14 protein-coding genes are annotated in these 13,881 nt (G+C 63.0%); all 14 read left to right on the top strand.

All coding sequences use genetic code 11. From position 1 onward, the window contains the following. The first annotated feature begins 193 nt into the window (after positions 1–193). Entirely contained in the window at positions 194–2,161 is a 1,968-nt protein-coding gene (gene mnmG, locus BHE01S_RS17165) for a tRNA uridine-5-carboxymethylaminomethyl(34) synthesis enzyme MnmG (protein WP_042265994.1), read from the top strand. Further along, on the top strand, positions 2,158–2,856 hold the full coding sequence (gene rsmG, locus BHE01S_RS17160; protein WP_042265992.1) for a 16S rRNA (guanine(527)-N(7))-methyltransferase RsmG: 699 nt from the start codon (positions 2,158–2,160) through the stop codon (positions 2,854–2,856). Before mnmG ends, rsmG begins: the two co-directional genes overlap by 4 nt. A gap of 97 nt (positions 2,857–2,953) precedes the next feature. Further along, on the top strand, positions 2,954–3,724 hold the full coding sequence (locus BHE01S_RS17155; protein WP_042265991.1) for a ParA family protein: 771 nt from the start codon (positions 2,954–2,956) through the stop codon (positions 3,722–3,724). A gap of 20 nt (positions 3,725–3,744) precedes the next feature. Then, positions 3,745–4,632 (top strand): ParB/RepB/Spo0J family partition protein, encoded by an 888-nt coding sequence (locus BHE01S_RS17150; RefSeq protein ID WP_042265990.1) that lies wholly within the window; start codon positions 3,745–3,747, stop codon positions 4,630–4,632. A gap of 102 nt (positions 4,633–4,734) precedes the next feature. After that, positions 4,735–5,850: an SLC13 family permease gene (locus BHE01S_RS17145; protein WP_042266139.1), complete on the top strand. Its 1,116-nt coding sequence runs from the start codon at positions 4,735–4,737 to the stop codon at positions 5,848–5,850. A gap of 303 nt (positions 5,851–6,153) precedes the next feature. Then, entirely contained in the window at positions 6,154–6,735 is a 582-nt protein-coding gene (locus tag BHE01S_RS17140) for an ATP synthase subunit I (protein WP_084068940.1), read from the top strand. Between the two features lie 171 nt (positions 6,736–6,906). Continuing rightward, positions 6,907–7,758, top strand: coding sequence for a F0F1 ATP synthase subunit A (gene atpB / locus BHE01S_RS17135; RefSeq protein WP_042265988.1), 852 nt, complete (start codon positions 6,907–6,909; stop codon positions 7,756–7,758). Positions 7,759–7,824: 66 nt separating this feature from the next. Continuing rightward, positions 7,825–8,094, top strand: a complete 270-nt coding sequence (atpE, locus tag BHE01S_RS17130; RefSeq protein WP_028203308.1) for a F0F1 ATP synthase subunit C — start codon at positions 7,825–7,827, stop codon at positions 8,092–8,094. 140 nt (positions 8,095–8,234) lie between these two features. Further along, the gene (locus BHE01S_RS17125; RefSeq protein ID WP_028213229.1) at positions 8,235–8,705 is read left to right on the top strand and encodes a F0F1 ATP synthase subunit B; all 471 of its coding nucleotides are present in this window, start codon (positions 8,235–8,237) and stop codon (positions 8,703–8,705) included. Positions 8,706–8,707: 2 nt separating this feature from the next. Further along, the gene (locus BHE01S_RS17120) at positions 8,708–9,247 is read left to right on the top strand and encodes a F0F1 ATP synthase subunit delta (RefSeq protein ID WP_042265985.1); all 540 of its coding nucleotides are present in this window, start codon (positions 8,708–8,710) and stop codon (positions 9,245–9,247) included. Between the two features lie 67 nt (positions 9,248–9,314). Then, on the top strand, positions 9,315–10,856 hold the full coding sequence (gene atpA, locus BHE01S_RS17115) for a F0F1 ATP synthase subunit alpha (RefSeq protein WP_042265983.1): 1,542 nt from the start codon (positions 9,315–9,317) through the stop codon (positions 10,854–10,856). Between the two features lie 85 nt (positions 10,857–10,941). Further along, the gene (gene atpG, locus BHE01S_RS17110; RefSeq protein ID WP_028203312.1) at positions 10,942–11,823 is read left to right on the top strand and encodes a F0F1 ATP synthase subunit gamma; all 882 of its coding nucleotides are present in this window, start codon (positions 10,942–10,944) and stop codon (positions 11,821–11,823) included. A 78-nt stretch (positions 11,824–11,901) separates the two neighbouring features. Next, entirely contained in the window at positions 11,902–13,296 is a 1,395-nt protein-coding gene (gene atpD, locus BHE01S_RS17105) for a F0F1 ATP synthase subunit beta (RefSeq protein ID WP_042265981.1), read from the top strand. A 131-nt stretch (positions 13,297–13,427) separates the two neighbouring features. Further along, entirely contained in the window at positions 13,428–13,853 is a 426-nt protein-coding gene (locus tag BHE01S_RS17100) for a F0F1 ATP synthase subunit epsilon (RefSeq protein ID WP_042265978.1), read from the top strand. The last annotated feature ends 28 nt before the right edge of the window (positions 13,854–13,881 follow it).

Below are 13,881 nucleotides of genomic sequence, written 5' to 3'. Positions count from 1 at the left end.
CGTCTATCGCTGTAGAAATGAGCGGCGTGTTTCACGTGAAACACGCCGCTTTTATTTGCTTCGCACTGGCCGAATCCAGGGAACAAAATTCGGGTGTGAACGGCCGAAAACCCGAAACCGTTATAATTCGCGCATACCACTTTTTTCTGAGAAGGCTCACGCGGTCGTTTCCGTCCATGCGTGAGGTCCCGCCATGCTTTATCCCACAGAGTTTGACGTCATCGTCGTCGGCGGCGGTCACGCCGGAACCGAGGCTGCGCTTGCCGCCGCCCGCATGGGCGTCAAGACGCTCCTGCTTACGCACAACATCGAAACGCTCGGCCAGATGAGCTGCAATCCGTCGATTGGCGGCATCGGCAAGGGCCATCTGGTCAAGGAAGTCGATGCCCTCGGTGGCGCCATGGCCGCCGCGACGGACGAGGGCGGGATCCAGTTCCGCATCCTCAATTCGTCCAAGGGTCCAGCAGTCCGGGCGACGCGCGCCCAGGCCGACCGCATTCTTTATAAGGCGGCGATCCGCCGCCGCCTCGAGAATCAGCCGAATCTCTGGCTGTTCCAGCAGGCCGTGGAAGACCTGATGGTCGAAGGCGACCGTGTCGTGGGCGCCGTCACGCAGGTGGGAATCCGCTTCCGCAGCCGTGCAGTCGTGCTGACGGCGGGGACCTTCCTCGACGGCAAGATCCACGTGGGCCTGAACAACTACACGGGCGGCCGCGCTGGCGATCCCGCCGCGGTGACGCTCTCGTCGCGCCTGAAGGAGCTGAAGCTGCCGCAGGGCCGTCTCAAGACGGGCACGCCGCCGCGTATCGACGGCCGCACGATCGACTTCTCGGTGCTCGAAGAGCAGCCGGGGGACCTCGATCCGGTGCCGGTGTTCTCGTTCCTGGGCCGCGCGGATCAACATCCGCGTCAGATTCCGTGCTGGGTCACGCATACGAACGAGCGCACGCACGACATTATTCGCGGCGGTCTTGACCGCTCGCCGATGTACACGGGGGTGATCGAAGGGGTGGGGCCGCGCTATTGCCCGTCGATCGAGGACAAGATTCATCGCTTCGCGTCGAAGGTATCGCATCAGATCTTCCTCGAACCGGAAGGCCTGACGACGAACGAGTTCTACCCGAACGGCATCTCCACGAGCCTGCCGTTCGATGTGCAACTCGAGCTCGTGCACTCCATGCGCGGCCTCGAGCACGCGCACATCCTGCGTCCGGGCTACGCAATCGAATATGACTACTTCGACCCGCGCGGCCTCAAGGCTTCGCTCGAAACCAAGGTGATCAACGGTCTGTTCTTTGCGGGTCAGATCAACGGCACGACAGGCTATGAAGAGGCGGCAGCGCAGGGCTTGCTCGCCGGCATGAACGCTGGCCTGCATGTGCAGGGGAAGGACGCATGGTGTCCGCGCCGCGATCAGGCGTACCTCGGCGTGTTGGTCGACGATCTGGTAACGCGCGGTGTTTCCGAGCCGTATCGCATGTTCACGAGCCGGGCCGAATACCGCTTGAGCCTGCGGGAAGATAACGCGGATATGCGCCTGACAGAGATCGGTCGTGAGCTGGGCGTGATTGATGATGTGCGTTGGGACGCGTTCAGCCGCAAGCGCGACGCTGTTTCACGTGAAACAGAGCGTCTGAAGTCGACATGGGTGAACCCCAAGACGCTTTCGGCTGAAGAAGCAACGGCGCTCCTCGGCAAGTCGATCGACCGCGAGTACAACCTCGCAGATCTGCTGCGTCGTCCGGGCGTGAGCTATGACGGCGTCTGCGGTCTGCGTGAAGGCGCCTGCGCACCGGAAGCTCCGCTTGCCGGCGACGAAGTTCTGCTCGCCCAGATCAAGGAGCAGATCGAAATCGGCATCAAATATCAGGGTTATATCGATCGTCAGGCCGACGAGATCGAGCGCAATGGCGCGCAAGAAAATACCCGTCTGCCCGAAGGCATCGATTACGCGGAAGTGCGTGGCCTGTCGTTTGAAGCACGCCAGAAGCTGAACCAGTTCCGGCCTGAAACGATCGGCCAGGCGTCGCGTATTTCGGGCATTACGCCCGCCGCGATCTCACTGCTGATGGTGCACCTCAAGCGTGGCCTTGGCCGCCGTCGCCAGAATCCGGGCGCTGCTGACGAAAGCGGCACCGACTCGACGCCGGTGGCGCAATGACGGGCCGCTCGAGGCAACCCGGCATCGCGGACCGTGATGCGCTGGCTCGTCTGCTGAAAGAGGGTGCAGCGGCGCTTGGAATTGAACTCACCGGGCGGCAGCACGAGCAGTTGCTCGACTACGTTGCGCTGCTCGCGAAGTGGAACGCCGTCTACAACCTCACGGCGATCCGCGATCCGCGTCAAATGCTGATCCAGCACATTCTCGACTCGCTTTCGATCGTGCCGCACCTGCCGGTGCGCGCCGGCGCGACGGTGCTCGACGTCGGCTCCGGCGGCGGACTGCCCGGCATCGTGCTGGCGATCGTGCGTCCGGACTGGCAGGTCACGCTTAACGACATCGTGCAAAAGAAGTCGGCGTTCCAGTCGCAGGCGAAGGCCGAACTCGGACTCGCGAACCTCTCGGTGGTGACCGGTCGGGTCGAATCACTGCGTCCCGGCGTGGAAGTACCAAAAAAATTCGATCTGATCGTGTCTCGGGCATTCGCGGATCTCGCCGATTTCGTTACACTGGCCCGTCATCTTGTTGCCGACGGCGGGGCGATCTGGGCCATGAAGGGTGTGCACCCCGAAGGCGAGATCGAACGCTTGCCGGCCGGCACCCGGGCGCTGAATACGCTCCGCCTGAGCGTGCCGATGCTCGACGCGGAGCGCCACCTGATCGAAGTGTCGGTTGATCCGGTCGTCACGGCCTGAGCCCGTCCGGCGACGACCAATTGGCCGAATGGCAAGCGAAGCGGTTGCGTCGTAACGTAAGCAAACTACTTAAGGCAGTAAAAGGGACACACGAAAGATGGCAAAAATCTTCTGCGTTGCGAACCAGAAGGGCGGCGTCGGCAAGACGACGACAACGGTCAATCTCGCCGCGAGCCTCGCATCGCAGGGACAACGTGTCCTTCTCATCGACCTCGACCCGCAGGGCAACGCTACGATGGGCAGCGGCATCGACAAGGCCGCGTGCGAGAACACGGTGTATGAGGTGCTCGTCGACGGCGTCACGGTGGACGCCGCGCGCACGCGGCCGGAGCAGGTCGGCTACGACGTGCTGCCGGCCAACCGCGAGCTGGCCGGCGCCGAGGTCGAACTGGTGACGGTCGAGCAGCGCGAGCGGCGCCTGAAGGCCGCGCTCGCCGAAGTCGATGCCGACTACGATTTCGTCCTCATCGACTGTCCGCCGGCACTTTCACTGCTCACGCTTAACGGCCTGTGCGCCGCCCATGGCGTGGTGATCCCGATGCAGTGCGAATACTTCGCGCTGGAAGGCCTTTCGGATCTCATCAACACGATCAAGCAGGTCCACGCGAACATGAATCGCGACCTGAAGGTGATCGGTCTTCTGCGCGTGATGTTCGACCCGCGCATCACGTTGCAGCAGCAGGTTTCCGAGCAATTGAAAGAGCACTTCGGCGACAAGGTGTTCGACGCCGTGATCCCGCGCAATGTGCGCCTGGCCGAAGCGCCCAGCTACGGCTTGCCGGGCGTGGTGTTCGATCGCGCCTCGCGAGGCGCACAGGCCTACGTGCAGTTCGGCGCGGAAGTGATCGAGCGCGTGCGCGCACTCTGACGAGAGACTGGGGAAGCACGATGAATGCAGTAGCACGGAAGAAGGGGCTGGGCCGGGGACTGGAAGCCTTGCTCGGCGGCAGCGCGGACATCACCGAGGCGGTGAAGATCGACGGCGCGCCCAACACGCTGCCGCTCACGCAGATGCAGGCCGGCAAATACCAGCCGCGCACGCGCATGGACGAGGGCGCGCTCCAGGAACTGGCCGCGAGCATCCGCGCGCAGGGTCTGATGCAGCCGATTCTCGTGCGCCCGGTTGCGACGGGGCGCTACGAAATCATCGCGGGTGAGCGACGCTTCCGTGCGGCGCACATCGCCGGCCTGACCGAGGTGCCGGTGCTCGTGAAGGACGTGCCCGACCAGGCCGCCGCCGCGATGGCGCTGATCGAAAACATCCAGCGCGAGGACCTGAATCCGCTGGAAGAGGCACAGGGCATTCAGCGCCTGCTCGACGAGTTCAGCTTCACGCACGAACAGGCGGCCGAATCCGTGGGACGCTCGCGCAGCGCGGTGTCGAACCTGCTGCGTCTGCTCAATCTCGCGGCGCCCGTGCAGACCATGCTGCTGGCCGGCGACCTCGACATGGGCCACGCCCGTGCGCTGCTCGCCGTGGACGCCGCGACGCAAATCACGCTGGCCAACCAGGTGGTCAACAAGCGCATGTCGGTGCGTGAAACGGAGAAGCTCGTTTCGGCGACGACGAAGGCCGCCCCGGCCGTGAAGGCGAAGGCCGCGCACGACGGCGGCCGCGACACGCGCCGCCTCGAAGAGGAGCTGTCGGATCTGCTCGCGGCATCGGTGAAGATCAAGCTCGGCCGGCGCGGGCGAGGGCAGCTCACGGTCGACTTCGGCGACCTCGACGCGCTCGACGGCATTCTGCTGCGTTTGCGCGGGGAAACGGCGGCGTGATGGGGGGTGGTAAAGGTTATGGACGCGATGCGCGTCGCCGCGGCACGCGCGCGCTGGAGCATAAAACAGGTGCGTAAATCGGAGCAGGGCGCGCGCGCGCCCATGAACCTGTTGCGCCGTATCGGCGCATTTGCCGTTTCGGAACCGGTGCTCGCGATCCTCGTCGTGGCGTTCGTGGCGTTGCAGATTTATGCGCCTCGCCCGATCGCCTCGCTGCCCGCACTCGTCGACTGGCAAACGGTGATGACCCTCGCGGGCCTGCTCATTCTGACCAAGGGCATCGAATATTCAGGATTGCTGACCTGGCTCGCGCACAAGCTCGTCCACCACATTCACTCGGAACGCGCTCTCGCGTTGCTGCTCGTTGCGCTGGCCGCGATACTCGCGATGATCGTGACCAACGATGTGGCGCTTTTCGTCGTGGTGCCGCTCGTGCTTTCGCTCCACAAGCTCACGCCGCTGCCGCTCAAACGCCTCGTGATTTTCATCGCGCTTGCCGTGAATGCGGGCTCGGTGCTCACGCCGCTCGGCAACCCGCAGAATCTGTTTCTCTGGCAGGTGAGCGGGGTGTCGTTCGGACGCTTCGTCGTCGGGCTCGCACCGCTTTGCGCGTTTCTGATGGCGATGCTGATCCTGCTTGCCGCGCTTCTTTTCAAGGCCACACCGCTCGATCTCTCGAAAGACGCTGTACCGCAGCGCGTCGACCGCGCGTTGGCGAGCGTGGCGGCACTGCTGTTCGTCGCGTTCGTGCTGCTCGCCGATGCGCACCACGCAGGCGTCGCGCTGGCCGCCGTCGCGGCGGGTTTTGTGATCTGGCGCATTCGCATCGTGCTCAAGATCGACTGGCTGCTGCTGCTGATCTTCGTGCTGATGTTCATCGTCCTGCGCAGCGTCGCCGCGCTGCCCGCCATTCATCACGCGCTGACGTCGCTGTCGCTGCAAACGCCGATGCGCGCTTTTGCCGCAGGCGCGGTGCTGTCGCAGGTTATCAGCAATGTCCCGGCCGCCATCGTGCTCGCGGGCTTTACGTACGACTGGCGCGCGCTTGCGTTCGGCGTGAGCGTGGGAGGCTTCGGGGTCGCCATCGGCTCGCTGGCGAATCTCATCGCCGTGCGTCTTTCCGGCGAGCGTGGCGTGTGGCTGCCGTTTCACCTCATCGCCGTGCCGTTCTGGGTCGCGGCCTTTCTGGGCGGCGCGCTGCTGCTGCATCTGTTCTGACGCCAGCCCATCCCACATCTGGCGCATGGCCCGCATGGTCAATTGCGCGCCAGATGGTCTCGAAATTACCTGGTCATCCTCACGATTGCTTTTTGCCTGCTGCGTCCCTTACAGTTACCGGTCACACCTTCGCGGCGCGGCCTTTTCCGCATCATGAAGTCGCGTTTCACAGGTATTATTGAAGGGCCTAAAGTCTTGAATTGCCTGCAACTATCGCTTACAATCGCCCGGATTTATTTGGTTGGCGATGCTGTAAGTGCGCTGTAATAAAGCGCGTGCAAGGCGAATTTCCGGAATAAAGCGATGGTGGGTCAGAGGCCAGACGAAGCGCCGCAGGCGCATGAAGGGCCCGATGTACCGCCGGGCGAAGTCGGAGCATCCAGCCGGGGGCAGGGTGCAGCGGCAAAAAATTCCGGACGCGTCGATCACAACGCGCGCTGGGACGAGCTGGACGCCAGCCAGCAAGATAACAACGACATCGTTCCGCTCACCCGGGCCGAAGCCGAGCAGATTTTCGGCGCGCAGGTGAGTCGCCCATCGCGCGTCACGCCGTTTCGTGTCGTCGCGGCGCAAGTGGTTTTGTCCCTGGTTGCAACGTTGGCGTGGTGGCTGTTTTATAAGCCGCCGGGCAGTGCTGCGTTGTCGGCGTTCCTGGGCGGAGCGGTCTGCTGGGTTCCCGGCGCGCTGTTCGCGGCGCGCCTGAAGCAGTTGAGCCGTGGCGGCACCGTGCTGAACTGGATGCTCGGTGAAGCCTTCAAGATGGGGGCGACGATTGCGATGTTCGTTGCCATCGCGTTCTGGTATCACGACGTGCAGTGGATTGCCCTGCTCGTTACGTACCTGATCGCACTAAAGACATACTGGATCGCGCTCGCGTGGCGCTGACCCGCCCATATCGCGCCGCCTCAAGTCAGGGCGTCGAAGCGATGACGGTGGAAGTTAGCTGGCCGATGCGAAGAGAATAAGACACGATCCACGGCGGTGCGTTCCCGCAATACAGTATTGCGGCGGGAGCGGCCGAAAACGATTTTCGACAATTTGGGTGGCATTCACGATATGGCAGCTAGCGAAGGAACGAGCGGACCGGGTCCGTCCGAGTACATTGCTCACCACTTGCAGAACTTTGCGACCTCGCACCAGACGTCGATCGTCGACTTCAGCGTCTGGAACATCGACACGCTGTTCTGGTCGATCCTGTGCGGCGTCGTGACGATCCTCATCCTGCGCCTCGCCGCGCGCAAGGCGACCCCGGGCGTACCGGGCCGCTTCCAGTGCGCCATCGAAATGCTGGTCGAGATGGTCGAGGACCAGTCCAAGTCCATCGTCCATGGCAACCGCGCATTCATCGCACCGCTCGCGCTGACCGTGTTCATCTGGGTCGCGCTCATGAACTCGCTCGACTTCATTCCCGTCGACCTGCCCACGCGCGTGATCGGCTGGCTCGGCCTGTCCGAAGTGCTGCCGCACCAGCGCATCGTTCCGACTGCCGACCTCAACGGCACGTTCGGCATCGCGCTCGGCGTGTTCGTGCTGATGATTTACTACAACCTCAAGATCAAGGGTCCCGGCGGCTTCGCACACGAGCTGCTCTCGGCCCCGTTCGGCGCGCATCCGCTCTTGTGGATCCCGAACCTTGCACTGAACATCATCGAGTTCGTCGCCAAGACGGTTTCGCTCGCCCTGCGGTTGTTCGGCAACATGTACGCAGGCGAGCTGCTGTTCCTGCTGATCGCGCTGCTGGGCGGTCTGTGGAGCTTCGGCGCGGACACGACGGTGCTTGGCTTCATCGGCCACGTGATTGCGGGCAGCGTCTGGGCGATCTTCCACATCCTGATCGTTCTGCTGCAGGCGTTCATTTTCATGATGCTGACGCTGGTGTACATCGGCCAGGCACACGACAAGCACTAAGTGCTCGTCAAACCAGAATTGCAGTTTTAAATCCCCAGTTCCAGAAAATCTCAATAAGGAGTGATCATGCAAGCTTTCATCGCCAACATCCAGGGTTTCACGGCCATCGGTATCGGCATCATCATCGGCCTGGGTGCAATCGGCGCCTGTATCGGTATCGGCCTGATGGGCGGCAAGTACATCGAAGCGTGCGCACGCCAGCCTGAGCTGATGAACCCGCTGCAAACGAAGATGTTCCTGCTGGCTGGTCTGATCGACGCGGCGTTCCTGATTGGCGTTGGTGTTGCAATGCTGTTCGCGTTCGCTAACCCGCTGCTCTCGAAGCTCGCGGGCTAAGTTCCCTGGAAGGTTGCGCCTGACCTATAACGGGTAGTGGGCGCATGGCGGAACGGGAGACGAGGCGCTGATCGAGTTTCACAACCGATGAGCGCCTTGCCGTTTCAATTCCCCGGAATAGCAACGATTAAGGAAACACCGTGAATCTCAACGCAACCCTGTTTGCGCAAATGGTCGTGTTCCTGATCCTCGCGTGGTTCACGATGAAGTTCGTGTGGCCGCCGTTGATCAACGCCCTCGACGAGCGCTCGAAGAAGATCGCAGACGGCCTCGCCGCTGCGGAAAAGGGCAAGGCGGAACTCGAAGCGGCGCACAAGCGCGTCGGCGAAGAGCTCGCTACGGCCCGTAACGAGGGTCAAAGCCGTATCGCCGACGCTGAAAAGCGCGCACTGGCCGTCGCAGAAGAAATCAAGGCCCAGGCACACGCCGAAGCGGCACGCATCATCGCTCAGGCGAAGGCCGACGCCGACCAGCAGGTCGTCAAGGCACGCGAAGCACTGCGCGCCGAAGTCGCCGCCCTCGCCGTGCAAGGCGCCGAGCAGATCCTGAAGCGCGAAGTCGATCAGTCGGCCCACGCCGAACTGCTGAATCAACTGAAAGCCGAGCTCTGATCATGGCCGAACTTGCAACCATCGCCCGCCCGTACGCAGAAGCATTGTTTGGCGTGGCCGAAGCTGGTGACACCGCCGCCTGGTCCACGCTCGTTGCGGAGCTGGCACAGGTTGCGGCCTTGCCCGAGGTGCAGTCGGTCGCGACGAGCCCGAAGGTGAGCCATGCCCAGGTCGCCGAGCTGCTGCTCGCGGCGGTGAAGTCGCCGGTCAAGGAATCGGCCGAGGTGAAGAACCTCGTGCAGATGCTGATCGAGAATCATCGCCTGGCACTGCTGCCGGAAATCCAGACGCAGTTCGAAGCGCTCAAGAACGCCAGGGCAGGTGCTGCTGACGCAGTGATCGTCAGCGCGTTCCCGCTCGAAGGCGCCCAGTTGGACGACCTCGTCGCCAGCCTCGAACGCAAGTTCAAATGCAAGCTGAAGCCGGCCGTCGAGATCGACAAGTCGCTCATCGGCGGCGTGCGCGTCACGGTCGGCGACGAAGTGCTCGATACCTCGGTCCGCGCGCGGCTCGCCAGCATGCAGGCGGCTCTGACCGCCTGAGCGCCTCGATCCCAAGGATCGGGCGCGGCGGCTGGCACGCAACAGAATTGAACATCAGGAGCGAATAATGCAACTCAATCCCTCTGAGATCAGCGAGCTGATCAAGAGCCGGATCCAGGGCCTTGAAGCGAGCGCAGACGTTCGCAATCAGGGCACCGTGATCTCCGTGACCGACGGTATCGTGCGTATCCACGGCCTGTCGGACGTGATGCAGGGCGAAATGCTCGAATTCCCGGGCAACACCTTCGGCCTCGCGCTGAACCTCGAGCGCGACTCGGTCGGCGCCGTGATTCTGGGTGAGTACGAGCACATCTCGGAAGGCGACATCGTCAAGACGACGGGCCGCATTCTCGAAGTGCCGGTCGGTCCCGAACTGATCGGCCGCGTGGTCGACCCGCTCGGCAACCCGATCGACGGCAAGGGCCCGGTCAACGCCAAAATGACCGACGCGATCGAAAAGATCGCTCCGGGCGTGATCTGGCGTGAAGGCGTGTCGCAGCCGGTGCAAACGGGTCTGAAGTCGATCGACTCGATGGTGCCGATCGGCCGTGGCCAGCGTGAGCTGATCATCGGCGACCGTCAGTGCGGCAAAACCGCGGTGGCCGTCGACACGATCATCAACCAGAAGGGCAAGGACCTCATCTGTATCTACGTCGCCATCGGTCAGAAGGCTTCGTCGATCCAGAACGTGCTGCGCAAGCTCGAAGAAACGGGCGCGATCGAGTACACGATCGTCGTTGCCGCTTCGGCTTCGGAATCGGCCGCGCTGCAGTACCTCGCGCCGTATGCCGGCTGCACCATGGGCGAATACTTCCGCGATCGCGGTCAAGACGCCCTGATCATCTATGACGACTTGACCAAGCAGGCCTGGGCATACCGTCAGATCTCGCTGCTGCTGCGCCGCCCGCCGGGCCGTGAAGCTTACCCCGGCGACGTGTTCTATCTGCACTCGCGTCTGCTCGAGCGCGCGGCTCGCGTGTCGGCCGACTACGTCGAGAAGTTCACGAACGGCGAAGTGAAGGGCAAGACGGGTTCGCTCACTGCACTGCCGATCATCGAAACGCAAGCCGGCGACGTGACCGCGTTCGTTCCGACGAACGTGATCTCGATTACCGACGGCCAGATCTTCCTGGAAACCGACCTCTTCAACGCAGGCATCCGCCCGGCAATCAACGCCGGCGTTTCGGTGTCGCGTGTGGGTGGCGCGGCTCAGACGAAGGTCATCAAGAAGCTGTCGGGCGGTATCCGTACCGACCTCGCGCAGTACCGTGAACTGGCGGCGTTCGCCCAGTTCGCATCGGACCTCGACGAAGCGACCCGCAAGCAGCTCGAGCGCGGCCGCCGCGTGACGGAACTGCTCAAGCAGCCGCAGTACCAGCCGCTGCAAGTGTGGGAACTGGCTGTTGCGCTGTTCTCGGCGAACAACGGCTACCTCGACGACATCGACGTCAAGGACGTCCTGCCGTTCGAAAAGGGCCTGCGCGAATACCTGAAGTCGAAGCACGCCGACCTCGTCGCGCGCATCGAGGACAAGAAGGACCTGTCGAAGGACGACGAGAACGCGCTCCACGCGGCTCTCAAGGACTTCAAGAAGTCCGGCGCATATTGATCCGTCCGGGAATCAGACACGATAAACGGACTGGGACCGGGGGCGGCGCGCGAGCGCTCGCCCGGGTCGACAAAGGAGCAAAGCAATGGCTGGAATGAAGGAAATTCGCGGCAAGATCAAGAGCGTGCAGAACACGCGCAAGATCACCAAGGCGATGGAAATGGTTGCGGCGTCGAAAATGCGCCGTGCCCAGGAGCGCATGCGCGCCGCCCGCCCGTATGCCGACAAGGTCCGCGACATCGCTGCGCACATGAGCCGTGCGAACCCCGAGTACCGCCACCCGTTCATGGTGGAAAACACCGGTGCGAAGGTCGCAGGCGTGATTCTCGTCACGACCGACAAGGGTCTGTGCGGCGGGATGAACACCAACGTGCTGCGCGCGACGCTGCAGAAGTTCAAGGATCTGGAAGCATCCGGCACGTCGATCGAAGCCACTGCGATCGGCAGCAAGGGCCTCGGTTTCCTGAACCGTCTGCGCGCGAAGGTCGTCTCGAACGTTGTGCAGCTCGGCGACACGCCGCACCTCGAAAAGCTGATCGGCGCGATCAAGGTGCAGCTCGACCAGTACTCGGAAGGCAAGCTTTCCGCCGTGTACCTCGCGTACACGCGCTTCGTCAACACGATGAAGCAGGAGCCTGTGATCGAGCAGCTGCTGCCGCTGTCGGCCGAGCGTCTCGAAGCGAATGACGACGGCACGACGCCGAAGTCGGCGTGGGACTACATCTACGAGCCGGACGCGCAAACCGTCGTGGACGAACTGCTGGTGCGCTATGTCGAAGCCCTGGTCTATCAGGCCGTGGCGGAAAACATGGCGTCGGAGCAGTCGGCCCGTATGGTGGCGATGAAGGCGGCGTCGGACAACGCGAAGACGGTCATCAACGAACTGCAGCTCTCGTACAACAAGAGCCGCCAGGCCGCGATTACGAAGGAACTTTCGGAAATCGTCGGTGGCGCAGCCGCCGTCTGACAGGCGTGAACCGATTGCGAACCGCGCCGGTGTATGCCGGTGAGCGAGTGAAGAATTCAGGTATCTAAAGGAAAATCGATGAGTACAACTGCTTTGGTAGAAGGCAAGATCGTACAGTGCATCGGCGCGGTGATCGACGTGGAATTCCCGCGTGAGCACATGCCGAAGATCTACGACGCGCTGATTCTCGAAGGGTCGGAACTGACCCTGGAAGTGCAGCAGCAGCTGGGCGACGGCGTGGTCCGCACCATCTGTCTGGGTTCGGCTGACGGCCTGCGCCGCGGCACCTTGGTCAAGAACACGGGCAACCCCATCAGCGTGCCGGTCGGCAAGCCGACGCTCGGCCGCATCATGGACGTGCTGGGCCGTCCGATCGACGAAGCCGGCCCGATCGTGAGCGAACACACGCGCTCGATCCACCAGAAGGCGCCGGCGTTCGACGAGCTGTCGCCGTCGGCGGAACTGCTCGAAACCGGCATCAAGGTTATCGACCTGATCTGCCCGTTCGCAAAGGGCGGCAAGGTGGGTCTGTTCGGCGGTGCCGGCGTGGGCAAGACCGTCAACATGATGGAGCTCATCAACAACATCGCCAAGGAACACGGCGGTTTCTCCGTGTTCGCGGGCGTGGGCGAGCGTACCCGTGAGGGCAACGACTTCTACCACGAAATGAAGGACTCGAACGTTCTCGACAAGGTCGCGCTGGTGTACGGCCAGATGAACGAGCCGCCGGGCAACCGTCTGCGCGTAGCGCTGACCGGTCTGACGATGGCCGAGCACTTCCGTGACGAAGGCCTCGACGTGCTGTTCTTCGTCGACAACATCTACCGTTTCACGCTGGCTGGCACGGAAGTGTCGGCACTGCTCGGCCGTATGCCGTCGGCAGTGGGCTATCAGCCGACGCTGGCAGAAGAAATGGGCAAGCTGCAAGAGCGCATCACGTCGACCAAGAAGGGCTCGATTACGTCGGTTCAGGCCGTGTACGTGCCTGCGGACGACTTGACCGACCCGTCGCCGGCTACGACCTTCGGCCACCTGGACGCAACCGTCGTGCTGTCGCGTGACATCGCCTCGCTGGGCATCTACCCGGCAGTCGATCCGCTCGACTCGACCTCGCGCCAGATCGACCCGAACGTGATCGGCGAAGAGCATTACTCGATCACGCGCGGCGTGCAGCAAACGCTGCAGCGCTACAAGGAACTGCGCGACATCATCGCGATTCTGGGCATGGACGAACTGTCGCCGGAAGACAAGCTGACTGTCGCCCGCGCACGCAAGATCCAGCGTTTCCTCTCGCAGCCGTTCCACGTCGCGGAAGTCTTCACGGGCTCGCCGGGCAAGTACGTGCCGCTGAAGCAAACGATCCGCGGCTTCAAGATGATCGTTGGCGGCGAGTGCGATCACCTGCCGGAGCAGGCGTTCTACATGGTCGGCACGATCGACGAAGCCTTCGAAAAGGCCAAGAAGATCCAGTAAGGGTCGAGTTGCCAACAGGCGGGCAGGTAACGCGTTACCTGCCCGCCGAAGCAACCCATTGACCCCAAGGCCGTGCATGGGATCGGAATAAGCGCCAAAGCGCTAACGCCGATCGACAGGAGTCGACACATATGGCAGCAACCATCAAGGTAGACGTCGTCAGCGCCGAAGAGAGCATCTTCGACGGCCAGGCGAAGTTCGTCGCGCTTCCGGGCGAGGCGGGCGAGCTGGGCATTCTGCCGGGCCACACGCCGCTCATCACGCGTATTCGTCCGGGCGCGGTGCGCATCGTGGCGGAAGACGGCGCTGAAGAGTTCGTGTTCGTCGCAGGCGGTATTCTCGAAGTGCAGCCGGGCGCCGTCACGGTGCTCGCCGACACCGCGATTCGCGGTAAGGATCTCGACGAGGCGAAGGCCACGGAAGCGCGCAAGCGCGCTGAAGAGACGCTGCAGAACGCGGGCTCGAACCTCGAGTACGCCACCGCCCAGGCCGAATTGGCCTACGCGGTCGCGCAGCTCGCGGCGATCCAGCGCCTGCGCAAGATGAACCAGCATTAACGGGTTCCTTACGCGCGCCCTCGTGGCG

This window comes from Paraburkholderia heleia NBRC 101817, from assembly GCF_000739775.1.
Classification (GTDB): domain Bacteria; phylum Pseudomonadota; class Gammaproteobacteria; order Burkholderiales; family Burkholderiaceae; genus Paraburkholderia; species Paraburkholderia heleia.
The sequence above is the reverse complement of the archived record's forward strand: the minus strand, read 5'-3'. Positions and strand labels throughout refer to the sequence as shown.